The sequence below is a fragment of the Mesorhizobium sp. PAMC28654 genome, assembly GCF_020616515.1.
GTDB lineage: Bacteria > Pseudomonadota > Alphaproteobacteria > Rhizobiales > Rhizobiaceae > Mesorhizobium.
In genome coordinates this window covers 3385837-3410511 of the sequence record NZ_CP085135.1, presented here as the reverse complement: position 1 = coordinate 3410511, position 24675 = coordinate 3385837, and the positions used below count along the sequence as shown (strand labels likewise).

The 24675-nt window shown below is 62.1% G+C and carries 25 protein-coding genes, 1 pseudogene and 1 riboswitch; of the genes and pseudogenes, 12 read left to right on the top strand and 14 right to left on the bottom strand.

The annotated features are described in order from the left end of the window. Positions 1-20: 20 nt before the first annotated feature. The 6 genes from LGH82_RS16625 to LGH82_RS16600 all read left to right on the top strand — a co-directional run bounded on the left by LGH82_RS16625 (position 21) and on the right by LGH82_RS16600 (position 6867). Complete coding sequence (locus tag LGH82_RS16625; RefSeq protein WP_227343783.1) at positions 21-1187, top strand: diphosphate--fructose-6-phosphate 1-phosphotransferase; 1167 nt, start codon at positions 21-23, stop codon at positions 1185-1187. Next, complete coding sequence (locus tag LGH82_RS16620; RefSeq protein ID WP_227343782.1) at positions 1187-1909, top strand: MBL fold metallo-hydrolase; 723 nt, start codon at positions 1187-1189, stop codon at positions 1907-1909. Before LGH82_RS16625 ends, LGH82_RS16620 begins: the two co-directional genes overlap by 1 nt. 222 nt (positions 1910-2131) lie before the next feature. Beyond that, positions 2132-3379, top strand: coding sequence for a TCR/Tet family MFS transporter (locus LGH82_RS16615; protein WP_227343781.1), 1248 nt, complete (start codon positions 2132-2134; stop codon positions 3377-3379). A gap of 451 nt (positions 3380-3830) precedes the next feature. Continuing rightward, complete coding sequence (locus LGH82_RS16610) at positions 3831-5363, top strand: DegQ family serine endoprotease (RefSeq protein ID WP_227343780.1); 1533 nt, start codon at positions 3831-3833, stop codon at positions 5361-5363. Positions 5364-5515: 152 nt separating this feature from the next. Beyond that, complete coding sequence (locus tag LGH82_RS16605) at positions 5516-6124, top strand: molybdopterin-dependent oxidoreductase (protein ID WP_227343779.1); 609 nt, start codon at positions 5516-5518, stop codon at positions 6122-6124. Continuing rightward, the gene (locus LGH82_RS16600; protein ID WP_227343778.1) at positions 6121-6867 is read left to right on the top strand and encodes a ferredoxin reductase; all 747 of its coding nucleotides are present in this window, start codon (positions 6121-6123) and stop codon (positions 6865-6867) included. Before LGH82_RS16605 ends, LGH82_RS16600 begins: the two co-directional genes overlap by 4 nt. Positions 6868-6896: 29 nt before the next feature. On the opposite strand, the gene LGH82_RS16595 is transcribed toward LGH82_RS16600, so the two are convergent. The 9 genes and pseudogenes from LGH82_RS16595 to LGH82_RS16555 form a co-directional block, all read right to left on the bottom strand. Further along, positions 6897-7442 carry a hypothetical protein gene (locus LGH82_RS16595; RefSeq protein WP_227343777.1) on the bottom strand — a complete coding sequence of 182 codons (546 nt, stop codon included), beginning with the start codon at positions 7440-7442 and terminating at the stop codon, positions 6897-6899. A 45-nt stretch (positions 7443-7487) separates the two neighbouring features. Continuing rightward, a complete protein-coding gene (locus tag LGH82_RS16590) occupies positions 7488-8366 on the bottom strand; it encodes a nucleotidyltransferase family protein (protein ID WP_227343776.1) in 879 nt (292 codons plus the stop codon). Beyond that, positions 8363-9040: a glycosyltransferase family 2 protein gene (locus tag LGH82_RS16585; RefSeq protein WP_227343775.1), complete on the bottom strand. Its 678-nt coding sequence runs from the start codon at positions 9038-9040 to the stop codon at positions 8363-8365. The genes LGH82_RS16590 and LGH82_RS16585 overlap by 4 nt, the downstream gene beginning before the upstream one ends. 1 nt (position 9041) lies before the next feature. Continuing rightward, positions 9042-9794: a glycosyltransferase family 2 protein gene (locus tag LGH82_RS16580; protein ID WP_227343774.1), complete on the bottom strand. Its 753-nt coding sequence runs from the start codon at positions 9792-9794 to the stop codon at positions 9042-9044. Between the two features lie 87 nt (positions 9795-9881). Then, positions 9882-10634 carry a glycosyltransferase family 2 protein gene (locus LGH82_RS16575; RefSeq protein ID WP_227343773.1) on the bottom strand — a complete coding sequence of 251 codons (753 nt, stop codon included), beginning with the start codon at positions 10632-10634 and terminating at the stop codon, positions 9882-9884. Further along, positions 10631-11680: a serine kinase gene (locus tag LGH82_RS16570; protein WP_227343772.1), complete on the bottom strand. Its 1050-nt coding sequence runs from the start codon at positions 11678-11680 to the stop codon at positions 10631-10633. Before LGH82_RS16570 ends, LGH82_RS16575 begins: the two co-directional genes overlap by 4 nt. A 55-nt stretch (positions 11681-11735) precedes the next feature. Next, positions 11736-12167, bottom strand: a complete 432-nt coding sequence (locus tag LGH82_RS16565) for a PqqD family protein (RefSeq protein ID WP_227343771.1) — start codon at positions 12165-12167, stop codon at positions 11736-11738. A gap of 146 nt (positions 12168-12313) precedes the next feature. Next, positions 12314-13411 carry a hybrid-cluster NAD(P)-dependent oxidoreductase gene (locus LGH82_RS16560; protein ID WP_227343770.1) on the bottom strand — a complete coding sequence of 366 codons (1098 nt, stop codon included), beginning with the start codon at positions 13409-13411 and terminating at the stop codon, positions 12314-12316. Between the two features lie 78 nt (positions 13412-13489). Continuing rightward, a pseudogene (locus tag LGH82_RS16555) lies at positions 13490-14735 on the bottom strand (aromatic ring-hydroxylating oxygenase subunit alpha). 114 nt (positions 14736-14849) lie between these two features. Beyond that, positions 14850-15052, bottom strand: a riboswitch (cobalamin riboswitch). Positions 15053-15552: 500 nt separating this feature from the next. Here LGH82_RS16555 and LGH82_RS16550 point away from each other — a divergent pair. The 4 genes from LGH82_RS16550 (at position 15553) to LGH82_RS16535 (ending at position 16628) form a co-directional block, all read left to right on the top strand. After that, positions 15553-15762, top strand: a complete 210-nt coding sequence (locus LGH82_RS16550; RefSeq protein WP_227343769.1) for a DUF680 domain-containing protein — start codon at positions 15553-15555, stop codon at positions 15760-15762. Positions 15763-15830: 68 nt separating this feature from the next. After that, entirely contained in the window at positions 15831-16040 is a 210-nt protein-coding gene (locus tag LGH82_RS16545) for a DUF680 domain-containing protein (protein ID WP_227343768.1), read from the top strand. Between the two features lie 68 nt (positions 16041-16108). Beyond that, positions 16109-16318, top strand: a complete 210-nt coding sequence (locus tag LGH82_RS16540) for a DUF680 domain-containing protein (protein WP_227343768.1) — start codon at positions 16109-16111, stop codon at positions 16316-16318. A gap of 70 nt (positions 16319-16388) precedes the next feature. After that, the gene (locus tag LGH82_RS16535) at positions 16389-16628 is read left to right on the top strand and encodes a DUF680 domain-containing protein (RefSeq protein ID WP_227343767.1); all 240 of its coding nucleotides are present in this window, start codon (positions 16389-16391) and stop codon (positions 16626-16628) included. A 91-nt stretch (positions 16629-16719) separates the two neighbouring features. Here the strand turns inward: LGH82_RS16535 and LGH82_RS16530 are convergent, their stop codons facing one another. The 5 genes from LGH82_RS16530 to LGH82_RS16510 form a co-directional block, all read right to left on the bottom strand. Next, a complete protein-coding gene (locus LGH82_RS16530) occupies positions 16720-17832 on the bottom strand; it encodes an ABC transporter ATP-binding protein (RefSeq protein WP_227343766.1) in 1113 nt (370 codons plus the stop codon). A gap of 32 nt (positions 17833-17864) precedes the next feature. Beyond that, positions 17865-19529: an alpha-glucosidase gene (locus LGH82_RS16525; protein WP_227343765.1), complete on the bottom strand. Its 1665-nt coding sequence runs from the start codon at positions 19527-19529 to the stop codon at positions 17865-17867. A 4-nt stretch (positions 19530-19533) separates the two neighbouring features. Further along, a complete protein-coding gene (locus LGH82_RS16520; RefSeq protein ID WP_227343764.1) occupies positions 19534-20688 on the bottom strand; it encodes a carbohydrate ABC transporter permease in 1155 nt (384 codons plus the stop codon). 1 nt (position 20689) lies between these two features. Continuing rightward, positions 20690-21703 (bottom strand): carbohydrate ABC transporter permease, encoded by a 1014-nt coding sequence (locus LGH82_RS16515; RefSeq protein WP_227343763.1) that lies wholly within the window; start codon positions 21701-21703, stop codon positions 20690-20692. A gap of 223 nt (positions 21704-21926) precedes the next feature. After that, on the bottom strand, positions 21927-23282 hold the full coding sequence (locus LGH82_RS16510) for an ABC transporter substrate-binding protein (RefSeq protein WP_227343762.1): 1356 nt from the start codon (positions 23280-23282) through the stop codon (positions 21927-21929). A 98-nt stretch (positions 23283-23380) separates the two neighbouring features. Here LGH82_RS16510 and LGH82_RS16505 point away from each other — a divergent pair, with 98 nt between their 5' ends. Further along, a complete protein-coding gene (locus LGH82_RS16505) occupies positions 23381-23626 on the top strand; it encodes a hypothetical protein (protein WP_227343761.1) in 246 nt (81 codons plus the stop codon). A gap of 16 nt (positions 23627-23642) precedes the next feature. Next, positions 23643-24665 carry a substrate-binding domain-containing protein gene (locus tag LGH82_RS16500; protein WP_227343760.1) on the top strand — a complete coding sequence of 341 codons (1023 nt, stop codon included), beginning with the start codon at positions 23643-23645 and terminating at the stop codon, positions 24663-24665. Positions 24666-24675 lie beyond the last annotated feature (10 nt).

Here is a 24675-nt window from a genome sequence, read left to right as displayed (position 1 = left end):
CCGCCCGGGAGGCCTGAAGAATGTCCGGAACTTTTGTCATCGCGCAAGGCGGCGGCCCCACCGCCGTCATCAACCAGACCGTGGTGGGGGCGGCACTGGAGGTTCGCAAGCGGCATCCCGGCGCGAAGGTTCTGGGGTCCCTGCACGGCGTTCGCGGCATCCGTGACGGCAACTATGTCGATCTCTCCGCCGTCCCAGAGGATCGCCTGCGGCTGATCGCGGCAACGCCGAGCGCCGCACTCGGCTCGACGCGCGACAAGCCGGACGCCGCCTATTGCGAGCTCGTCCTGGCCGGCCTGAAGAAGGTCGGCGCCGACGCCTTCATCTATATCGGCGGCAACGACACGTCGGGCACGCAGCAGATCCTGACCGACGCCGCGGGCGGCAAGATCGCCTTCGTCCATGCACCCAAGACCATCGACAACGATCTCGAGGAAAACGACCATACGCCGGGCTTCATGTCGGCGGCCGAGTTCGTCGCCGGAGCGTTCCTTTCGGTTGACCTCGATTTCCGTGCTTTGCCGGGCATCTATGTCGGCATTGTCATGGGCCGCCACGCCGGCTTTCTGACGGCGGCTTCAGCCGCATGGCAGCTCGACCGCGACAGCGGCCCGCACCTGCTTTACGTGCCGGAGCGTCCATTCTCCCCGGCCGGCTTCATTGACGATGTCCGCGCCACCATGGACCGTCACAAGCGCTGTATCGTCGCCGTGTCGGAAGGCGTCAGCACCGCTGACGGCAAGGCGCTGGTCGAAAGCCTGGTGCCGCCTGAGAAACTGGAGCGCGACGCGCATGGCAATCTGAAACTTTCGGGCAGCGATCTGCCGGCCGCTCTTGAGCGCGCGCTGGCCGAAGGGCTGCCGGGCAAACGCGCACGCGTCGATGCGCTCGGCTACATGCCGCGCGGCAATGTCGGCGCCATCAGCGCTGTCGATGCCCAGGAAGCCTTTGATGCCGGCGCCTTTGCCATCACCGTCGCGGAACAGGGCGGCGGCTCCGTGGCGCTGCAGTTTGACGGCACGAAAACCGTGTTGAAGAAAGTGCCGCTGGAGAATGTCGCCGGCAAGACGCGCCACATGCCCGACAATTTCATGAAACCGGATGCCCATCAGCTGTCCGATACCGGCATGGCCTATTTCAAGCGGCTTGTGCCGGAAAAGTACAAGGTCGGGAAACCGTTCGTCTGATGGACTGGTTCAGCAAGAGCATCGTCGACGAAAAGACGACGATGCTGACCGAGCCGTTCGTGCATGAATATGTGCGCGCCAATATCTGGCACCTGCGCGGCCGCGACGTTGACCTGCTGGTCGACACCGGCATGGGCATTTGTCCGCTGGCACCGGAGATCGACACGCCGGCCGGCAAGCCGCTGCTGGTCGTCGCCACCCACATCCATCTCGACCATGTCGGCTCGCTGCATGAATTCCCGCTGCGGGCAGGACCACGGCAAAGCGCTGGTCAATTCGACAGCATGGATGATGCCGTTACCTATGCCTACATGTTCCATGATCTGGAAGGTGCCGTTTCGAAACTGCCTGCACCGGGCTGGAAGGCGGCCGACTATGCGATACCTCCCGCGCCGCTGACACGGATTCTCGACGAAGGCGACGTGATCGATCTCGGCGACCGGCAATTCCGCGTCCTGCATCTGCCCGGCCATTCGCCGGATTCGATCGCGCTGTTCGACGAGGCCGACGGGCTGTTCTTCAGCGGCGACGCCATCTACGATGATCGGCTGATCGACGATCTGCCGGACTCTGACAGCACCGCTTATCGCCGCACGATGCAACGACTGCTCGACCTGCCGATCCGCATCGGCCATGGCGGCCATGGCACAAGCTTCGACGGCAAACGAATGCGCGAGATCGCAGCCGACTATCTGAGCAAAACCGGCGAGGCCGACGCCTAGCTCTCCTCAGCCAGGGAGGCTCGCCGATATCGGAGATCTCCGAACAGTAACCTCCAGGCATAGCCGCCAATGCTATGTCAGGAGTGGTCCGCATCGTGGCCGGCGGATTGTGGCCATGGGCGTTTGACGTCTGTATAAGCGCCGCTCCCGAGGTTCTAGTAATGTTGGAGCGTCCTTTGCGCGTCCGGAAGGACACGCGGCGCGCAGCAAGTGAGCGCATCCATGTCCATTGTGTCCGGTTCCAAACGCCAGGCGGCCATCGCCTTCATCTTTGTCACCGCCGTGCTCGATATCGTGGCGATGGGCATCATCATCCCGGTGCTGCCGTCGCTGATTGAGGAGTTTGTCGGTTCGAATGCCAATGCCGGCTGGATCAACGGCGTGTTCGTGGCGCTGTGGGCCGGCATGCAGTTCGTCGCCTCGCCGATCATAGGCTCGCTGTCCGACAAATATGGCAGGCGGCCGGTGATCCTTTTGTCGACCATCGGCCTTTCGGCTGACTATGTGTTGATGGCGCTGGCGCCGAACCTTTGGTGGCTGGCGCTCGGCCGCGTCGTTGCCGGCATTACCTCGTCCAGCTTCACCACGGTGTTCGCCTACATGGCTGATATCACGCCGCCGGAAGGGCGCGCCAAGGCCTATGGTATGATCGGCGCTGCCTTCAGCGCTGGTTTCGTCGCCGGGCCGCTGCTTGGGGGCTTTCTCGGCGAGATATCGCCACGCGCGCCGTTCTGGGTCGCCGCCGGCATGAGCGGTCTTGCTTTCCTCTATGGACTACTCGTCCTGCCGGAATCGCTGGCGCCCGAAAAGCGCATGGCGTTTTCGTGGCGTCGCGCCAATCCGTTCGGCGCCATGCTGCTGCTGCGCTCGCATCCGGAGCTTTCAGGCCTCGCCGCCGTCACCTTCCTGCTGCACTTCGCCCATCACGTCTTTTCAGCGGTGTTCGTTCTTTACGCCGCCTATCGCTACAACTGGCATGCCTGGGAGGTCGGCGTGCTGTTGGCGATGGTCGGCGTGCTCGACATGATCGTGCAGGGGCTGCTGGTGAGCCGGGTGGTCAAGCGCTTCGGTGATCGCGCCACCATGGTCTTTGGCCTGTTCGGCGGCGCCGTCGGTATCGCGCTGATGGGTCTCGCGCCGACAGGTCTCATGTTCACGCTTGCCATGCTGCCGAACGCGCTGTGGGGCCTGGCCATGCCAACCCTGCAGTCGCTGATGACGCAGCATGTTTCAGAATCCGAGCAAGGCCAGCTACAGGGCGCCACGATGAGCGTGGCGAGCATCGCCGGCGTTGCCTCGCCGCTGTTCTTCGGCGCGGTCTACGCCTTGTCCATCAGTGAGGACTCGCCGCTGCCTTATCCAGGCCTGTCCTTCCTGATCGCGTCGGTGGTGCTGCTATCGGCGGCATTGCTCGGCTGGTCGGTTGCGCGGACCGCCAATCGAGCCGAGGCGCGGGAACAGGCGTCGTAGCTGCCGGTTTGGTTTTCGTCTGGAAGGCTCTGGTGTTCTGGAAGAGACGACGGTTGCGTTGCTGCCGATCTCGTGCGTCGCGAAGTTGTGGCTGGCGGATAGGTAAATATAATTTTCAGACCTATGGAATTTTTCTCGTTCAATGCGAACATAGACTGCGATCTTGTCGCATTGCGCTGTCCTGCCGTTCAAGCGCCGATCAGTTAAATGTGAACTTCAGCTTTCCGGGACGAACAGGATCCGGATTGCGAACAGCCGGGAAAGAATTAAATCTTTGTAACATGGCCTGAAGGCCTAATTCTTGCCCATCCGCGCACTAGATTCAAATTTGTCGACCCAATCGGTTGCCGCGAAAAGCGAGACCGGCAACGCCGAAGGCCGACAGCCGAATGGGCGATTCCGGATAGGATACGCCACGGCGCCCAACCCGTTTCTCGCTCGGACAACGACCATGTCATCCCTAAATATTCTACGCAGACATCGCGTCGCCGCATTGCTGGGCGCCGCGCTGATCGTAAGCCCCTTGGCCGTCTCGGCTCTCAGGGCCACCAATTATGCCCAGGCCGCGACAATGACGCCTGTCGCCGGCGTGGCGGCTCCCAACGGCTCGTTCGCCCCCATCGTGGCGACCGACAAGCCAGCGGTGGTGACGGTCACCACCCTCATGAAGGCTCAGCCCGCGGACGCAAGCGACGACACGCCGTCCAGCGGCAAATCTCCGTTTGACGAATATTTCCACCAGTTCTTTGGTGATCAAGGGCGCCGGACGCCCAAGACGCCGCCGCAAGAGCAGGCCCAGCGCACCGAGGCCCTCGGTTCGGGCTTCATCGTTGCCGCCGACGGCACCATAGTCACCAACAACCACGTCGTCGACGGCGCGGTGTCGATCAAGGTCACGCTCGACGATGGCACCGAGCTTCCCGCCACACTGGTCGGTCGCGATGCCAAGAACGACCTCGCGGTCCTCAAGATCAAGGCCGACAAGCCTCTCCCGACCGTCAAATGGGGTGATTCCGACAAGCTGATGACCGGCGACCAGGTGCTCGCCATCGGCAATCCTTTCGGCATCGGCACCACCGTCACCGCCGGCATTGTTTCGGCGCGTGGCCGCGACCTGCACAGCGGCCCGTTTGACGACTTCATCCAGATCGACGCGCCGATCAATCACGGCAATTCCGGTGGTCCGCTGGTGGATGTGAACGGCGATGTCGTCGGCATCAACACGGCGATCTATTCGCCGAATGGCGGTAGCGTTGGCGTCGGCTTCGCCATCCCGTCCGACCAGGCGCAGAAAGTGGTCGCCAAGCTGATGAAGGACGGCTCTATCCAGTATGGCTACCTGGGTGTCCAGATTCAGCCTGTGACAGCGGATGTGGCCAGTGCGATCGGGTTCGATCATTCCAGCGGCGCCCTGGTTTCCCAGGTCAATGACGGCTCGCCTGCCTCCAAGGCCGGCGTGCAGACGGGTGACGTGATCACCAGCTTTGCCGGACAGGAGATAAAGGATCCCAAGGACTTGTCGCGTGCCGTGGCTGACGTCTCGCCCGGTGCCAAGGAAACGCTCGACATCTGGCGCAACGGCAAGGCAATGGCGATTTCCGTCGATGTCGGCAGCAACGGAGATGACGTCAAGACCGCTTCGCTGGACGATTCCGGCACGCCGTCGGCCGAGCAGGGGCTTCGCTCTCCCGCCATCGGCCTCGGCTTGATGGACATCACCCCCGACATCCGCCAGGCGATGAACCTCCCGGTCAATCAACACGGCGCCGTCGTCGCGGCCGTCAATCCGGACAAGACCGCATCGGCTGCCGGCATCCAGACCGGTGACATCATCATCGCCGTCAATCAGGCCCCGGTGAAGACCGCCCGTCAAGTAACCCAGGCGATCGCCCAGGCGGGCAAGTCCGGCAAGAAGTCGGTGCTGTTGCTGGTGGAACGTGGCGGCGCGCAGATATTCGTCGCCGTGCCTTTCGCCGCTGGCTGAGGCCAAACGCAGACGCAACCGGAAGCGGCAAGCCTGCCAATACATAGGCAGGCTTGCCGCCGGTCCGGGTCGACGAATTTTGTTGCCTGCCATTGCATCTTCGAGAACACTGCGGATGGCCGCTGGACGGCTGAAGCAATCGGAGTGTCTCGATGGTCACCCGCGGCTTTTCCGGACGACGGCCTCCCACCAGCGATGATGGGCGCATCCCGCCCGGTCAGTATCTCGAACAGGGCTTTCCGGTCCTGTCGGCTGGGCCGACGCCGCGCGTGCGTACGCAGGACTGGTCGTTCACGCTGAAACATGGCCCCCGGCCGATCAAGAAATGGAATTGGGCCGAGTTCAACGCCTTGCCTCTGAGCAAGATGACCAGAGACATCCATTGCGTCACCGCGTGGACCAAGTTCGACACGCCTTGGCAGGGTGTTTTGGTTGACGACATTCTTGGCGATGCCGGGATCGAGCCGCCAACCGCCTTCACGCTCGCGCTTTCCTTCGACGGCTATTCGACAAATGTGCCGACAAAGGATCTCGTGGCCGGCAAGGCGATGGTGGCGCTGTTCTACGAAGGCAAGCCGATCACGCCAGACCATGGCGGACCCGCAAGGCTGCTTGTTCCGCATCTCTATTTCTGGAAATCGGCCAAATGGGTGAGCGGGCTGCAGTTCACCCAGCGCGACGAGCCGGGCTTCTGGGAATTGCGCGGTTACCATATTTACGGGGATCCCTGGCGCGAGCAGCGCTATACGAGCGACCCATGAGTGGCGAAGCGGCCGCGCAATCGCCGTGGCAGGCAGCCACCATCACCGGCATCCGCAAGCGCACGCCACGTGTGACCAGCTTCTTCATCCAGCCGTCGCGTCCCTTCACCTACCGCGCCGGACAGCATGTCGATGTCAGGCTGACTGCGCCGGACGGCTATCAGGCACGCCGTTCCTACTCCATTGCATCCGCGCCGGAAGTGGGCGAAGCCATCGAACTGGCCATCGAAAGGCTGGACGATGGCGAGGTTTCGCCCTTCTTCCACGATGTCGCGGCGGTGGGCGACGAGATCGAATTGCGCGGGCCGCTTGGCGGACATTTCGTCTGGTCCGACAGCGACGGCGGCCCGCTTATGCTGGTCGGCGGCGGCTCCGGAGTTGTGCCGTTGGCGGCGATGATCCGTCATCGCTTCGCGCGCAAGTCGCCAGTGCCGGTGGCCCTGATGTTTTCCGCCCGTGTCTGGGACGAGGTGATCTTTCGCGACGAACTGATCGGTCTTGATGACCGCAAGGATGGCCTTCAACTGGTGCTGACACTGACGCGCGAGGCAGCCCGGCGCCCGTCGGACTATTCGCGACGCATCGATGCCGCAATGGCGGTGCAATCCATGGCGCGGCTCCCAGAACCGCCGAAACTTGCCTTCGTCTGCGGCTCGAACTCATTTGTGTCGGCCGCCGCGCAGGCGCTGATCGACGCCGATATTCCGGCCGATATCATCCGCACCGAGCGCTATGGGGTGTGACCCGGAAAGTCGACCTGCTACCCCTTTGCCTATCCTGCGGGCGAGAACTTCGCCGACAGCAACTGGAAGGGTAGCGCGCCGTAGGCGGCGACGGTCGCCGCATCGTTCCATTCGCGAAACTGGCGGGCTGGCCTGGCTTCGAGCACGAACGCTTGCCGCGCGCCGTCCAGCGTGACCTTGCCGCGGAAATGCAGCACCCTCTCCTTGCCGGAGCGGCTTATGGCCATCGACCGCAGGCGGGCGACATGGCGGCTTGCGGCATTGATCTCCATTTCGATGCGCCGCCGTACCGGAGGAACGTCGATCCTGACGACGAGGTCCAGCATCACGTCTCCGGTTGTTTCCGGCTGGGGGATGGCTTGCGAAAACACGAATGGCGTCGTCGCCGCCGCATGCCTGATCGACCGGCCGCGCCAGACGATTTCGGGCGTGGATTGCCGCAGCCGGCCCTTCTTCCGCTTCAGACGCAATTGCTTGGCAAATCCGCGCGACAACCAGACGAGACCGCCGAAATCGGTACGCGGCTTGGCTTGCAGGATCGAGGACCAGCGCGACAGACCGGCCCTGTCGGCCATCGCGACCACGCTTGCAAGCGCGGCTTCGGATACCGGAATCCCGACCTACAGGAAGAGATAGGAGAGCGCCACCGAGGCGGGAACGGCGATGCTGCGTCTGGCGACGATATCGTTGAACACCTCCCAGTCGACATCGCCGCCATGGATCGCGACAGCGCAATCGACCAGCCAGTCGCTGTGCGTATGGGCATCCAGGCCGCCATGCGCGATCGCAAGCGCCATGCGGTCGGCTGGCGACGGTACGAACACGTCGACGCCGCTGAACTCGGCCTTCGCGGCTCGCTGCCAGATGGCCAGGTCGTCTTCCTCGCTGGTCTGAGAGCCGTCATAGCCCAGTTGGTGCAGGTCGATGTCGCCGAAGCTGCCCTTGAAGAAGTTCATCGACCGGATGGAACCCAGCCTGGTCCGCAGATATTGCGGGCTGACGCCGGTGGCGATTTGCCAGTCGCGGTCACGCAGCACATCGAAGGCGACCGTCATATGCAGAGGGCGCACCAATATGTCGATGTCGTGCGCCACACGGCCACGCTGCGCCGAAGCGTCCACCGCAATGCGGCTGGCGCCCTTGATCAGCATGACGTCAACGCCTGCGTCGACCATTGCCTTGAGCGCCGGCTCCGCCTCGCGCATGGCCATCCGCGACTTGGTCCACAGCATCTTTTGCAGGCCGACAAGGCGTGGATAGGCTGCGTGGCCCGAGAGCTTCCTGCCAAACCTGTCGGAAATCGCGGTGAGCAGGCGGTGCTCGCGGAAGGAGACGAGATCGATGTCGTTGTCATCCAGCCAGCGCGCCGCGTGGTGGCACGCTGTTTCGTCGTCGGGAAGAAGCGCCGCCTTGAGCAACTGGTCGAGCTTGCCGGTGGGCCAGGACCAGCCATAGTCGGGGAACCGGCGGCCGATGCGGCGGATCGGTCCGGCCGTCAAGCGGAGCCCGCCTTGTTCCGGGCCCGGCGCTGCATTGCCAGCCGGGCAACCTCGACGTAGCCGCGATCGCGCTGGGCATCGCGTCCATGAGACAGACTACCGGGCCGGATGCGGCGCAACGCCAGTGCCTGCCCCAGCATGTCGAGAATGAAACCCGCCTCGCGTGCGCGCGCGATCCAGTCGATCATCTCACCGCGCCCGCCAGTCGGATCGACGATCGGCCCGACGGCGTCGACGACCTCGCGGCGGATCATCATTGTCGAGCGCGACCAGCCGGGAACGGCGGCGACTTCGGCGGCATCGGGCCGATCATCGCGGAAACTGCGCATATGCGTAAAAACACCGGATGTCCCCTGAGATCGGCTGAAATGCGCGAACTGTTCCTCGATCTTGTTAGGCAACCATAGATCATCGGCATCCAGCGTCGCGACGAGCGGCGTCGACAGCGCGGCAAAGCCTCTGGTGGTGGCGCTTCCAGGCCCTTCGTTTTCCTGGCGCAGCACCCGCACCGGCAGGTTCATTGCGTTGATCACGGCCACAGTGTCATCGGTCGAGCCATCGTCGACAATGATGATGGCTTCGGGCTTGATCGACTGGGCCACGACAGATCGCAGGGTTTCAGCGATGGTGGCGGCCGCATTGAAGGCCGGGATGACGACGCTGTAGCTCGACATCTCACATAAAACGCCAGCCGGCGAGATCCTTGAAATCGAAGATGCCCTCTATTCGTTTCAGTGAGGGGTTAGCCTTGCGCCGAGTCATCGATTTGTAAATGGCTCGCATGAATTCTCGAGCTGGAACATCGGCCTCCTTGGTCATATTGCCGGGATGACGCCTGTAATACAACGCCACCGTGTCAGGCATGACATATTTCGGCCCGCTCTCGAAGACGCGCAGCAGATAGTCGGTATCTTCGGCTTGCTGGAATGCCTCGTCGAAGCCGCCGGTTCGGTCGACGAGGTTCCTCGCGAAAATCCCAGCTGACAAGTGAATTCCGCGAACTGTCACGCAATTGGCGTCCGCGGCCGGCGCCAGCGCCTCGTCGTCGATATTGTCGACCAGTGTCATCAGGGAATACGTCAGTTCAAGCCCGGAATCCCCGGCAAAACAGGCAAGATCCGCCTTGAAGCGTCCGGCCGGCGATATGTCGTCGGAGTCGAGGAATGACACGAACTCGGTCTGCGGTGGCAACTGCCGCAGGCCGCTGTTGCGCGCCTTGGTCACGCCGGCATTGGCCTGGCTGAAAAGGCGGATGCACGATGCTTCGTCCATGAGCGTTCGCACGACATCGGCCGACCCATCCGTGGAGCCATCGTCGACGACGATGATGTCGAGGTCGGCGGCATCGCGTTGCCTCAGCAAAGAGCGCAGCGCCGAGCCGACAAATTTTTCGCGATTGTAGACCGGCATGATCACGCTGAGCTTCATCAGCCGTCCCGCATCAGGGGCTTTGCCGTGATTGCTTCATCCGCCCGGGCCACGTTCCCGGCGACAATCATCCCATCATTGACCATGTCACATGAAGCGCCAACCGGCGGAATCCCTGAGGTCGAAGATACCCTCGACCATGCGCAGCGACGGATTCGCCTTGCGCCGCCTCATCGATTTGTGGATGGCGCGCAAATACTCGCGAAGCGGAACGTCCCGCGCCTTGGTCATGTTGCCGGGGTGGCGCCTGTAGTAGGTTGCCACGGTATCGGGCATGACGAATCTCGCGCCGCTTTCAAATATGCGCAGCAGGTAGTCGGTGTCTTCGGCCTGGCTGAACGCCTCGTCGAAAACGCCTGTTCGATCGACCAGCCTCCGGGTGAATATCCCAGCGCTCAAGGAAAGCCCCCGGACGGTCAGGGACCTGGTGTTGGCAGCCGGCTCCAGCGCCTCATCATCCATGGTGTCGACCAGCTTCATCAGCGAATAGGTCAGTTCAAGACTGGGATCGGTCTCGAAGCGGGCAAGGTCGGCCTTGAATCGTCCGGCGGGCGAAATGTCGTCGGAGTCGAGAAACGATATGAGCTCGGTTTGCGGCAGCAATCGCCTCAGCCCATGATTGCGCGCCTTGGCGACACCCTGGTTGGTTTGCTGGAAAAGGCGGATGCACGGTGCCTCGCTCATCATCGCGCGCACCGCCTTGGCCGATCCGTCGGTCGAGCCGTCGTCGATGACGATGATGTCGAGCTCGGCTGCGTCGCGTTGCCTGAGCAGGGATCGCAAGACGGGGACGACATACTTTTCGCGATTGTAGACCGGCATGATCACGCTGAGCTTCATGCATTGCCTCGCGCCAGAAATTCCGAAATCGTACCTGCTATCTCCTCCGGCCGTGTCCCAAGAGACAGCCGGTAGCATGGCAAAAGGCGCGTCAACTCACCGAAAAAGCGGAAGCCGCTTTCCCGTTCGCCCGGCATCTGGGCAATACCAGACGGCGCCAAGGCAATCATGGCATCCTTGCGCGATAACGACATTATCGAGCTTACCCCACTCCCGCCGATACTTGGCACCAACAATGCAACAATGTCCAGACGTGCGGGCGTTGTTTGCACCGCGATATTTTCCAGAAGAAACTGATGCTTCCCCTGCCAGTTCAGCGGGCCGCGGGACTTTAATCTGTGCTGCAACCCCAATCGCCTGAAACCTTTGGGGTCCTGCTTGAGCGTCGCAAACAATGGATAAGCGGTCACTCCGTCGACTATGTCGGTCAACACATAATCGTCACCGACACTGTCAAGCCCGTTGAGCAAACCGGCGACGACCGTTCCAGACTTCCCGGACCCGCCCGCGCCGGCGAGCAGAATGCCCTTGCCACCGATGCCCAGGGTTCCGGCGTGAGCCAGCCGCATGCCGCGCGCCGCATACTCCCAATGCAGGAAAGCTCGCAGTGGAGCCCCTGGCTCCCAAGGCGGAAAACTGTCGGCTGATCTCATCAACTGGGCGCCGACGCGTCGGTCCGGATCGTAGAACTGCCAGAAATCCAGATCGTGGAAATAACTGCCGCGCAGCCCGGCATCGGCCAGTTTGCTGGCGAAGGACTGCGGCGTGAAATGCCCCTGGCCCCATGCCGCCGGCTCAGGAATGGCGCCGATACCTGGATGCGCGACGAAAATGCGGCAGTCGGCACACGGTGCTTGGCTATCGGGAGCCCCAACAAAGGCCTGCTTGACGGCATCCGCCAGCGGGCCGTGGCCCGCATGCACTGTAAGGCCCAGCCCCGGCAGCCGCACCGTGCTGGTGATGGGGTAGCTGTCAGCGTTGCTCTCAGCCGCCTCAATCACATGGCGGGCATAGTCCGTCAGGTTTTCAAGAGTGACACGCTGCATGGCTGGCCTATCCCCGTGCCGGCCAGCAACGTGAAGGTGCGCAAGGCATGGGTGCTCACGATGTCTGCTTGACCGCCGGCCAGCCCTGGGGCTCTTCGACCTCATGGATCGGGTCGACGATGATAAGGTCGGCGAGATCGTCATGAACCTCGACCTTGATCGGTTCGCGGGTCTGGGCGAGCTCGGCAAGACGGTCGGCCGAAACGGGTTGCGCCGGCGTGTCGGCTAGAGGCGCGAGCAGCCCGAATTCGAGCAGCCGTGAAATGAAACCTTCGAGTTCGGCAATGCTTATCGTCGCGCCACCGGCCGATTGGCCAACCAGGGCTTGGGCGGAAATACCCGACGACAATGCCTGCCAGAGCCTGCTGCCTGAATCGGAGAAGCCAAAATACTTGCCGGTCGACAGATCGAGGACCACGGCCTCGCCGTCGAAAGACTCAAAGACGATATCCTTGCTTGCAATCGCGTAAACATCGGAATGACGCATTGGTCCTGGCCCTGCTCCGCGATCCCCGTCAGTCGCGATCGTTCCACCCCTCGACAAGGCCTGTAAACAGTCGGGTCCGCCTTGGCAAGACAAGGGCGCCGGCGCGGCGCGGGCCATTTTTGGGGATCGGTTTGGCCGTGGCCGGATCAGGCCTCGATTTCAAGCGCCGACAGTGGCTTGGAGCAGCAGGCGAGGATGAAGCCGTCATCGACCTCATGATCGAGGATACCGCCATTGTGGCTCATTTCGACGTCGCCCGCGACCTTCTTCACCTTGCAGGTCCCGCACAGGCCGAATTCGCAAGCGGCGGGAATCCGGACCCCTGAAGCGCGGGCCGTCTGCAACACTGTCTGGCCGGCAACACATTCGGCATCGACGTCCGAAAGCGAGAAGCGGATCGGCACCGTGACTTCCACAACCGTTTCGACGCCCTCCGCCGGCGAAGCGAAGGGTGCCGGCACTTCCTCCACGATGGGAGCGGCAAAGCTCTCCTGGTGGTAGTGGGCCATGTCGAAACCCGTGGCTTCCAGCATGCCGCGCACGGCGCGCATGAAGGGGTCGGGACCACAGCAGAAGATCTCGCGGTCGCGAAAGTCGGGCGCCAGCAGCGGCAGACGTATCGCGTCGATCCGGCCCATGTGCCCGTACCAGCCTTCGCGGCTGGACCGTTCCTCGATCATGAAGCCGAGCGACAGGCCCGGCATATGGCCGCCAAGCAGTTCGAGTTCCTTGCGGAAGATGATCTCCTCCGGGCGCCGCGCGCAGTTGACGAAGCCGACGTCGGTCCATGGCGCGCAGTCGTTCAACCAGCGCAGCATCGACATCATTGGCGTGACGCCGGAGCCGGCCGAAATGAGCAGGTACTTCGCGGCCGGGTGGCTGTGCAGTGAAAAGTCGCCTGTCGGGCCATAGGCCTTGACGTGAGTGCCGGGTTTCAGATGGTCGAACATCCAGCGCGTGCCGATGCTGCCCGCCTGCGCCTTCACGGTCACCGCGATCGAGAATGGCCGCGACGGCGAAGATGACAGCGTATAGGTGCGCATCAGCGGGCCGTCGGCTGTCGGCAGTTCCAGTGTCACGAACTGCCCCGGCTTGTAGCGGAACCAGGTCTGGTTGTCGGAGCGGAAGGTGAAGGTCTTCACGTCCGGCGCCTCGTCGCTCACGCCGATCACTTCCAGCACCTGAAGCCTGTCGTTCCAGGGCGCCATCTGGTCGAGATGGCGATAGAGGCCAAGGTCAGTCATCGCGTTCATCCCTCAAGTCGTTCTTGCACTGCTCATGTCGTGATCCCAAAACCGCGGGGCACTTTTGGGCGACATGAGCTAGGCGACACTGCGCAGCGCCGGCCGGCCGCCTTCGGCAAGGCGCGGGCCGATGAAGGACGCGTACCATTCGACGAACTGGATGACGCCGCCCTCATGCAACTCCGAGTAAGGGCCTGGCTCGTAGGCGGGAGACAGGATGCCGAAGGCGTTTTCCTCGACGATGCGGCGATCCTGGTCGTTGGTCTCGGTCCAGACATGGGTGAGTTCGTCGAGGTTGTAGTCGACGCCTTCAACCGCATCCTTGTGCACCAGCCACTTCGTCGTCACCGCCGTTTCCGTGGCGCTGATCGGCAACACGCGGAAGGTCACCGCGTGGTCACCAAGGATGTGGTTCCACGTCGTTGGGTAATGGTAGAGCAGCAGCGAACCGATCCGGTCAGTGGAAACACTGTCGGAAAGGTTCTTCTTCACGGCGCGCTTTCCCGTCATCGTGTAGCTGACGGCATCGCGCAGCAGCGGCGCGCGGGTGGCGCGATACTGCCCGGCCGGATCGATGCGGAACCTGCTTGGCAAGCCCGCCGCCTCGCACTTCGCCCAATGCGCGAGCATTTCAGGATCGCTGTCGGCGCCCTGCACGCCGGTCACTGTCGGCGCTTCCGGGAATGTCTTGCACAGTTCCGGGTGGTTGCCGGCGCAATGGTAGCACTCGCGGTTGTTTTCCCAGACCAGCTTCCAGTTGCCCTTCTCGACGATCGTGCTTTCGAAGGCGACTTTCGCATCGCGCAGCCGGTGCGGCAGAAGATAGGGCTCTACCATCGCCCGCATCGGCGCGAAATCGACAGGCTCCTTGGCCAGGCAGATGAAGATGTAGCCGCCGACGCTTTCGCAGGCGACCGGCTTCAGGCCGAACTGGCTCTTGTCGAAGCTATCCGCCATCTGCCGGGCGAACAGCAGGCGACCATCCAGTTCATAGGTCCACTGGTGATAGGCAGACGAGCTTTGCCGCCGTGCCCTTCTCGGTGTTGCAGACGCGGCTGCCACGATGGCGGCAGGAATTGTGGAAGGCGTTGATATTGCCCTTCTGGTCTCGCACCAGCACAACCGGGTAGTCGCCGATCTGCACGGTGATGTAGCTGCCGGGCTTCGGCAGTTCGCAATCATGGCCGATGAACAGCCAGTCGCGATACCAGATCAGCTCCATGTCGAGCTTGAAGTATTCCGGGTCCGTATAAAAGGGCTGCTCGAGGGAGAAGCCTTCCCTGCGGCTGTGCAGCAGCCTCAGCATATCATTGCGTGCGTCCATGTCCTGTCCTCGCATTCAAGGACTGAACCGGAGGGGAAGAGAGGAAGGATTGGACGCAGGCCGGCAATGCGCCGGACATGCACGATCCACCTCTTGACCGCCCACCGCGATCAGTCGAGTTCAAAAATCTCGGGCTGGTTTCCGGGCTCTGGAGTGTCCATTTGGACGGTCGCGACACCTTCCCAGGCCTTGGCCCAGTGGTCTCCCGTTGCGACTTGAACTCCACCACCGTTGCGGGGGCAGCGCCGGATTTCGACCGGCTTCCCAATTCTCCGCTTCGTTTGTCTCGAACCGGCACCTGAGATGACACGATCTAATCACGACAACGTTTGCGACATCGGCATGAAAGCGACATCGCATCCATGTGGCGCGACACGCATCCGAAACGGAGTGGTCCTGACTTGTGGCAGGGAAGGCACTTTGCCAGCGACAAATGGGCGATTCGCCCATCGGGCTTGGCCCGCGGAATGGTTAAAAAACGTTAACAGTTTCGAAAAGTGACTATTAGCTGTTTCTAAAATCGAACCGAACGGTTCGTTTCTGTTGACAGTGCGTGCAGGGCGGTGTGAACGCCAGCTCACGAACAGCTTGGCAAACCTGCGAGTGAAATTTACATAAGTATCTGATAATAAACATTTAAATAGTTCGTCTGGAGTCGCCTGGCACAATTTCAAGGTGTGGATTCATGGTCCACACGGAACAACTTCGTGATTGGAAACCGCCGGATGTCTTACCCACATCGGGGCTGTCCGAACGACGCGAATTCCTTCCAAGACACGCCGCTAGACGGACGGAAAAAGATACTGGAGTACCAAAAATGAAAAAGATCATTCTCACTGCCGCCGCCCTTCTGGCGATCTCCGGCAGCGCCTTCGCTGGTAGCGACCACTACGGTTCCAATGACGCCAATCAGGCCGCGAACACCGTCGACAGCTCGTACACCGCTTCCATCAAGAAGTCGGAACCGGCTGCCAAGCAGCAGCCCGTCACGCAGGGCGCCGACCGTAACCTCTTCGGCAACAACTAATGCCGATCCCGATGGCCGGCGGGCTCCGCCCGCTGCACCCGGGACTTCAGAATTCAGGAGTACTTGAAATGAAAAAGATCATCCTCACCGCCGCCACCCTTCTGGCAATCTCCGGCACCGCGTTCGCTGGTAGCGACCACTACGGTTCCAATGACGCCAATCAGGCCGCGAACACCGTCGACAGCTCGTACACCGCTTCCATCAAGAAGTCGGAACCGGCTGCCAAGCAGCAGCCCGTCACGCAGGGCGCCGACCGTAACCTCTTCGGCAACAACTAGTGCCGATCCCGATGGCCGGCGGGCTCCGCCCGCTGCACCCGGGACTTCAGAATTCAGGAGTACTTGAAATGAAAAAGATCATCCTCACCGCCGCCACCCTCCTGGCAATCTCCGGCACCGCGTTCGCTGGTAGCGACCACTACGGTTCCAATGACGCCAATCAGGCCGCGAACACCGTCGACAGCTCGTACACCGCTTCCATCAAGAAGTCGGAACCGGCTGCCAAGCAGCAGCCCGTCACACAGGGCGCCGACCGCAACCTCTTCGGCAACAACTAATGCTGCCGACCGCGGAGGAGTGGGCATGGCCTGCTTCTCCGGCGGATATCGAAATCTAGGAGTACTTGAAATGAAAAAGATCATCCTCACCGCCGCAACCCTTCTGGCCATCTCGGGTACGGCTTTCGCCGGCAGTGACCACTACGGCTCGAACGGCCCCGACCAGCAGGCTATCGTCAATGTCGACAAGACGCCGACGGCGTCGATCGCCAACAGCGACTCGCCGGTCTACAAGTTGCTCAATTCGTCGCATGACACGGCGAAGCCCGCCCCTCAGGGTGCGGACCGCAATCTCTTCGGCAACAACTAAGAGCCGAAGCTTATCTATAAAAAACAAGAGCGGCGGGCATGGCCCGCCGCTTTTGTTTTTCACCCGTGGTTTGACATTCTTCTGGGCCGCTTCAGGCCGCTTTGGCCTCGGCCTCATGCAGCGCGAATGAACGTCCGTCTGTGTCGAAGATATGAAGGTCTTCGGCATTGGCGGTCAGCCGCAGCGTCGCCCCGCGCTTGACCTCGACATTGCCCGGCAGCTTGGTCACTAGCGGCAGGTCGGCGCGGCCGATATCGATGTAGACCAGCTGGACCTCGCCGAGTTGCTCGACATAGTCGACCCTTCCCTCGAACAGGAAATCGGCCCCGGTGACGATGAACAGATCTTCTGGCCGCACGCCGAAGCTGACCTCGGTCCCCTTGGCGGACGCCGGCGTCGCCAGGGGCACATTGACCTTGTTTGCGCCGATATGGCTGATCGCCGTCACCGCGCCGGCGGTCTCGATCCTGGCCGGCACGATGTTCATGGCCGGCGAGCCGATGAACTGGGCGACGAACAGGTTGCCGGGTTTCTTGTAAAGATCCATCGGCGTGCCGACCTGTTCGATATGGCCGTCCTTCAACACCACGATGCGATCCGCCAGCGTCATCGCCTCGACCTGGTCGTGAGTGACGTAGATCATCGTCGTGTTCGGCATCGATTCTTTGAGCTTGGCGATCTCGATGCGGGTGGCGACGCGCAGCGCCGCGTCGAGGTTAGACAGCGGTTCGTCGAACAGGAACACCTTGGGATTGCGCACGATGGCGCGGCCGATGGCGACGCGCTGGCGCTGCCCGCCTGACATCGCCTTCGGCAGGCGGTCAAGATATTTGGTCAGCTGCAGGATTTCCGCCGCCTGGCGCACGCGCCGGTCGATCTCGGCCTTGTTTTCTTTGCCGATCTTCATCGAGAACGCCATGTTGTCGTAAACGGTCATGTGCGGATAGAGCGCGTAGGACTGGAACACCATGGCGATACCGCGCTTCGAGGGCGGCACATCGTTCACCACTTCGCCGGCTATCTTGAGCTCACCGGAGGTGATTTCCTCCAGCCCTGCGATCGACCGCAGCAAGGTCGACTTGCCGCAACCTGACGGGCCGACGAAGACAATGAACTCGCCAGACTTGATGTCGAGGTCGATGCCGTGGAGAATGTTGAGATTGCCGTATGATTTCTTCACTTGCCTTAGCGTGACATCGGCCATGATTTCCTCCCAGTGATTTCCTCAAGAAAAATTCAGTCGATACGCCCAAACCAGGCTCCGTAGCCCCCGAGCCGGATGGAACCAGTCCCCGACTGCCCCGAAAAACCGTGTCCCGGCAAGGGTTGCAGCGAACCGCCGCCGAGGTTGACCTCGGCCGGTTTGCTGCCGAGATTGAAGACACAGGCGATCCGCTCGTTGCCTTCGCGGCGTGTGAACGCAACCGTATCCCCCTCGCTTTCGATGAAATCAATATCGCCCTTGGCCAGCGCCGGGTGAGCGCGGCGGAAGGCGAGGAAGCGTCGGTAATGTTCGAGCAGCGAGTTGCCGTCACCCTGCTGCACATTGACCGCCTGCGAGAGGTGTTTGCCGGGCACGGGCAGCCAGGGCTTTGCCGTCGAGAAGCCGCCATTCCTGGCGGCGGCGTCCCACACCATCGGCGTGCGGCAGCCGTCGCGGCCCTTGAATTCCGGCCAGAAGCGGATGCCGTAGGGGTCTTGCAGGTCTTCCAGTTGGAGGTCGGCTTCGCCGAGCCCGAGTTCCTCACCCTGATAGATGCAGACCGAGCCGCGCAGGGACATCAGCAGCGCCGATATCACCTTGAGATAGGCGGTCGGATCGGCTTCGCCAGTCGCCCAGCGCGTCGCCGGGCGCATCACGTCATGGTTGGAAAAGGCCCAGCACGACCAGCCGTCGCTGGCGACCCTGCCGAAGGCTTCCAGCACCGAGCGCACCTTGGTGGCGCTGATCTTCTCGGGGGCCAGGAAGTCGAACGAATAGCACATATGCACGCGCTTGCCGCCAGCGGTGTAGGCGGCCACCACTTCCAGTCCGCGCTGCGAATCGCCGACTTCGCCGACAGCGGCGGTTGCCGGATACTCATCGAGCAAGGCGCGGAAGCGTTCGAGGAAACCGAGGTTTTCCGGGCGGCTCTTGTCGTAGAGATGGTCCTGGTAGTTGTAGGGATTGACCGCCGGCGCGGTCTGGTCGTTGCGCTCTTCCGGCGGCAGCGGCGGATTGCTCTCCAGGCCTTGGCTGTGGAAGTAGAAGTTGATCGTGTCGAGGCGGAAACCGTCGACGCCGCGCTCCAGCCAGAAGCGGGTGACGTCGAGCAGCGCGTCCTGGACTTGGCGGTTGTGGAAGTTGAGGTCCGGCTGTTCGGCCAGGAAATTGTGCAGGTAATATTGCTGGCGGCTGGTATCCCATTGCCAGGCCGAGCCGCCGAAGATCGACAGCCAGTTGTTGGGCGGTGTGCCGTCCGGCCTGGCGTCCGCCCATACATACCAGTCGGCCTTCGGGTTGCGGCGGCTTGCCCGGCTCTCCTTGAACCACGGGTGGTTGTCGGCGGTGTGCGAGAGCACCTCGTCGATCATCACCTTCAGGCCCAGCCTGTGCGCTTCCGCTGTCAGCGCATCGAAGTCGGCCAGCGTGCCGAACATCGGATCGACGTCGCAATAATCGGTGACGTCGTAGCCGAAATCCTTCATCGGCGACTTGAAGAAAGGCGAGATCCAGATCGCGTCCGCGCCGAGCGCCGCGACGTAGGGCAGCCTGGTGATGATGCCCTTCAGGTCGCCGATGCCGTCGCCATTCGAGTCCTGATAGCTGCGCGGGTAGATCTGGTAGATCACCGCGCCACGCCACCAGTCGCGATCGATGGCGGCATCGGGCTTTGCGGTAACCTTCAAAGCGGATTGCATTATCTCAACCTCCTTTCACCGAGCCGGCAAGCAGCCCGCGAACAAAATAGCGCTGTAGCGAGAAGAACACGATCAGCGGCACGATGATGGTGATGAACGCCGATGTCGTCAGGATCTCCCAATTGCCGCCGCGCGAACCAAGCAGTGCATTGAGCTTGGCTGTCAGCACGATCTGATCAGCTTCCGTACCAAGGAAAACCATTGCGACCAGCAGATCGTTCCATACCCACAGGAATTGGAAGATGGCGAAGGATGCCAGCACCGGGAACGACAGTGGCAGCACGATCTTGACGAAGATCTCGAAATCGCTGGCGCCGTCGATGCGCGCCGACTCCATGATTTCGCGCGGCAGGCCGGCAATGTAGCTGCGCAGCAGGTAGATGGCGAAGGGCAGGCCAAAGCCGGTATGCGCCAGCCAGATGCCGAGATAGGTCTTCGAGGGAACCCCGAAGAAAGTACCGACGCCGTTGTAGAGCTTCAACAGCGGGATCAGCGACATCTGCAGGGGCACGACCAGAAGGCCGATGATCACCGCGATGAGCAGGGCCCGGCCGGGAAAACGCATCCAGGCCAGCGCATAGGCGGCAAAGGCTGCGATCAGGATCGGGATGACGGTCGCCGGAATGGTGACGGTCAGCGAGTTCATGAAAGAGCGGCCGATGCCTTCCGAAAACAGCACCGTCTTGTAATTGTCGGTGGTGAATTTCGGTGGCGCCGACGATGCATAGTAGACGCGCTGGCCGCGGTCGCCTTCGAAGGCCTTGGGCGATTGCATGACGAAACCGCCGTCGGCGTTGAGCTGCAAGGTGACGCCGTCGCCAAGGTCGGCGGTGCTGCCCGCCGGATATTGCGTCGGCGCGGCCGACTTGACGCCAAAGGCGCTGATGTTGCGCTTGGCGCCGTCGCCGAAGATGTTGCCCTGCAGGACGAACTTGCCGTCCTTCTGGATTTGCGTCGAGGCGGCGGGCAGTCGGCCCGCTTCCGTCTGGCTCGAACTGGAGAACGAGTTCCACCAGCCCGAGGCGATGATCTGATCCTTGTCGCGCAGCGACGAGACGAGAATGCCGAGTGTCGGGATGGTCCAGATCACCACGAAGACCAGCACGGCAAAGTGGACGCCGAAGCGGCTGGCAAGGGAGTTTCCGGTTGCGACAGCCATCTCAATGCCCTCCCGTCTCTTTGTTCGCCTGGCGGATGTTCCAGATCATGATGGGAATGACCGCGATCATGATGATGATGGCGATGGTCGCGCCGCGACCGAAATCGCCGCCGCCGCGGAACATCCAGTCGAACATCAGATTGGCCAGAACCTGGCTGTTCCATTGCCCATTGGTCATGGTCAGCACGATGTCGAACACCTTGAGCACAAGGATGGTGATGGTGGTCCACACCACGGCGATGGTGCCCCATATCTGCGGCACCATGATCTTCCAGAAGATCTGGAACGGGTTGGCGCCGTCGATGACCGCGGCCTCCAGCGTTTCCTCGGGAATGCCGCGCAGGGCGGATGAAAGGATGACCATGGCAAAGCCGGTCTGGATCCAGATCAGGATGATCATCAGGAAGAAATTGTTCCAGAACGGCAGCGATATCCAGACCTGCGGCTGGCCGCCGAAATGCTGGATGATGGCGTTGAGGATGCCGATCTGCACCTGGCCCTCACCGCGATACTCATAGATGAATTTCCAGATCACGCTGGCGCCGACGAAGGAGATGGCCAGCGGCAGGAAGATCAGGCTCTTGGCGATCGTGCCCCACCAGATCTTGTCGGTGAGCACGGCGATGATCAGGCCAAGGAAGGTGCAGGCGGCGGGCACGACGGCCAGCCAGATGATATTGTTGAGGATCGAGTTGCGGAAGTCGCGGTCGCCGAACGCCCATTGATAGTTGGCAAATCCGACGAAACTGGTGCCGCCGCGATCGAGGAACGACAGCCGCAGCGTCTCGACCACCGGGTAGATCAGGTAGATGGTCAGGATGATCATCGCCGGGCCGACGAACAGCCAGGGGCGGACCAACCCTTGCCGGCGCAGATTGTCGATCGCGGCGGCACCCGCGACGCCGCGCGACGGGAATATCAGGTCGACCAGCTTGTTGGCGCCCCAGAAATAGGCGACGCAACCGCCGACGCCGATGATGATGACGAATATGGCCGAGAAAATCTGACCCGCCATGGTATCCCTCCCCATGCGCGTGACCAGCCAACGATCTTGGCGATGGGATCAGGCGCAGATTCAGTTTTTCGAGAGCACCGTCGAGGCAAGCAGGCTCCTCCTTCTTGCGGTCGGTGCTTCATGCCGGAAATGGTCTATGCGCTCATGAGGATCGCGAGCGATGATGCTCGTCGGATCCGGGCCGGGGGGCCCGGATCTAGGGCGATGGGCCGGCTAGACCCGACTACTTGATTGCATCCCAGGCTTTCTGGATGTCGGCCGCGACATCCTTGGCGGGCTTGCCGCCGACCAGGTCGACCATGCCCGTCCAGAAGGCGCCGGCGCCGATCTTGCCGGGCATCAGGTCCGAGCCGTCGAAGCGGAAGGTCGTCGCATTCGCCAGGATTTCACCCTGTCGCTTGAGCGCTTCGCTGGCATAGGCATCCTTGTTGACCCCCTTGAACGGCGTCACGAAGCTGCCCTGGGCCATCCAGAGTTCATGCGCCAGCGGCATCTTGAGGAATTCGATGAAGGCGCGCGCCGCCTTCGAATCCTTGGTGATCATGACCAAGGTGCCGGCGCCTTCCACTGGCGTGCCGAGTTCAGGCTTGGAGGCATAGGGCGGGTACAGGAAGAAATCGGCGTCCTGACCAAGCTTGGTGCCTTCGGGAAAGAAGCTCGGGATGAACGATGCCTGATGATGCATGTAGCACTTCGGCGGCACCGTGAAGAGCCCTTTCGGGCTGTCGCGGAAATCGGTCGCCGCAACCGCCTTGGCGCCGCCGTCGACCATCTTGTCGTCGGTCGCGATCTTGGCGAAGATGTCGATGGCGTTGACGACCGCTGGATCGGTGAACGGGATCTGGTTCGTCACCCACTTGTCATAGACCTCCGGCGCCTGCGTGCGCAGCATGATGTCTTCGACCCAGTCGGTCGCCGGCCAGCCGGTGGCACCGCCGGAGCCGAGGCCGATGCACCATGGCTTGCCGCCGTCGGCGATGATCTTCTGCTCAAGCGTGGCCAGCTCTTCCTGGGATTTCGGCACCGTGTAGCCGGCTTCCTTGAAATTGTCCGGAGAATACCAGATGAGGCCCTTGACGTCGGCCTTGTAGGGCAACGCATAGAAATCGGACTTTCCGTCCTTGCCCTTGTACGTGCCGAGCGCGGCCCAGGACTGGCCGGCGCCATAGTTTTCGGCGACCCATTTTCCGGTCGCGTCGCCGAGCGGCGTCAGCAAGCCCTTGGAGGCCAGGTCCTGGATCAGGCCCGGCTGCGGCAGCACGGCGATGTTGGGCGGGCTGCCGGCCTGCGTATCAATGACGATCTGCTGCTCGTAATTTTCCGACGAGGAGTATTTGATCTCAACGCCGGTGGCTTCCTGGAAATATTCGAGAACGTTGCGGACCAGCGTCTCGTCCTCGCCGCGCCATGGCCCGAAGATCGACAGGGTCTCGCCCTTGAGGTCGACCTTCTTGAGGTCGTCGTAATTCGACCAGTGAAAGCGCGGATCCTCGCCCGGCTTGAATTTCAGTTCAGCCTGCGCGGGCGCACTCAGGGCGAACGCTGCAACAGCGACGCCAAGCAGAAGCATTTTCTTCATTGGTATCCCTCCCAGTGGTCATCAACACCGGACGGAACCTCCATTCCGCCCACCGACGTCGCAGGAATGTGACTCAGTCAGAAGGGAACCGCAACCTTTTGAAGAGTATTCCAAAGCGCTTTGGCCTTCCCGATCTCGCCATTGAATCGTTCGGAAGTCAAGAGGGGTGCGAGCTAATCGATTTAGTTTCCGGGCCAAGGTGTCATAAAAGTGCGCTGCAGCATGCATTTATGGCGGTGCAACAGCAATTTTTCTTTCAAAGTGTTCCAAAGCCCGGCTATGGTCCCTGTGGCTACCAGCGCCGTCACGGCGGCGGCCCGGATTCAGAATTGAAAGCGCTTTGAGGCTTGGAGGCCTCCCGTGAATCTCAAGCAACTCTCGCACATGCTGGCGCTTTCGCAGACCACGGTCAGCCGTGCGCTGAACGGCTATCCGGAGGTCAATGAGGAAACCCGCCGGCGGGTCGTGGATGCCGCCAAGCGCCATGGCTATCGCCCCAATCCGAGCGCGCGGCGGCTGGCGACCGGCAAGACCGGGATGATCGGTTATGTGCTGCCGACGGGTGCCTCCGTCGACATCGATCCGCATTTCGTCGAGTTCCTGTCCGGCCTTGGCGACTATGCCCGCTCGCATGAGCTTGACCTGGTGCTGTCGCCGGCCGATGCCGACGACCAGGAGACGACCTACAGGCGTATCATCGCCAACAAGCAGGTCGACGCGGTCTACATCTCGTCGCCGAGACCCGCCGACCGCCGCGTCGCGCTGGTCAACGCGCTCGGCATTCCCTTCATCGTGCATGGTCGCAGCGAAGGGTTCGACTTCGACTATCCTTTCACCGACATCGACAATGAGGGCGCGTTCCACGAGGCAGCCAGGCTTCTCATCCAGCTTGGCCACCGCCGGCTGGCGCTGATCAATGGCGATGATCGCGAGACCTTCGCCATCCATCGCGAGCGCGGCGTGCGCCGCGCCCTGGCGGCGAGTGGATTGGCACTGGGCGAGCGCCATGTCTGCTCTGTCTCGATGACCGAGGAGAATGGCTATCGCGCCACCAGGCGATTGCTCGAACAGCAGGATGCGCCGACGGCGATCGCCTGTTCCAGCCTGATCATGGCGCTGGGCGTCGTGCGCGCGGTGCGCGACCTCGGCCTCACCATCCCGGGCGACGTGTCGCTGATCGCCCATGACGACGTCTTCCCCTGGCTGAAGCCAGAAAATTTCTCCGTTCCGCTGTCGACCACGCGCTCTTCGATCCGGCTGGCCGGCGCCCGCATTGCCGAGCGGCTGGCGGCACGGATTTCCGGGCTGGAGGAGGGCGCGCGAGGGGAAGTCTGGCCGGTCGATCTGGTGGTCAGGGGATCGGTCGCCGGCGCGCCAGTTTGATATGTGCCAT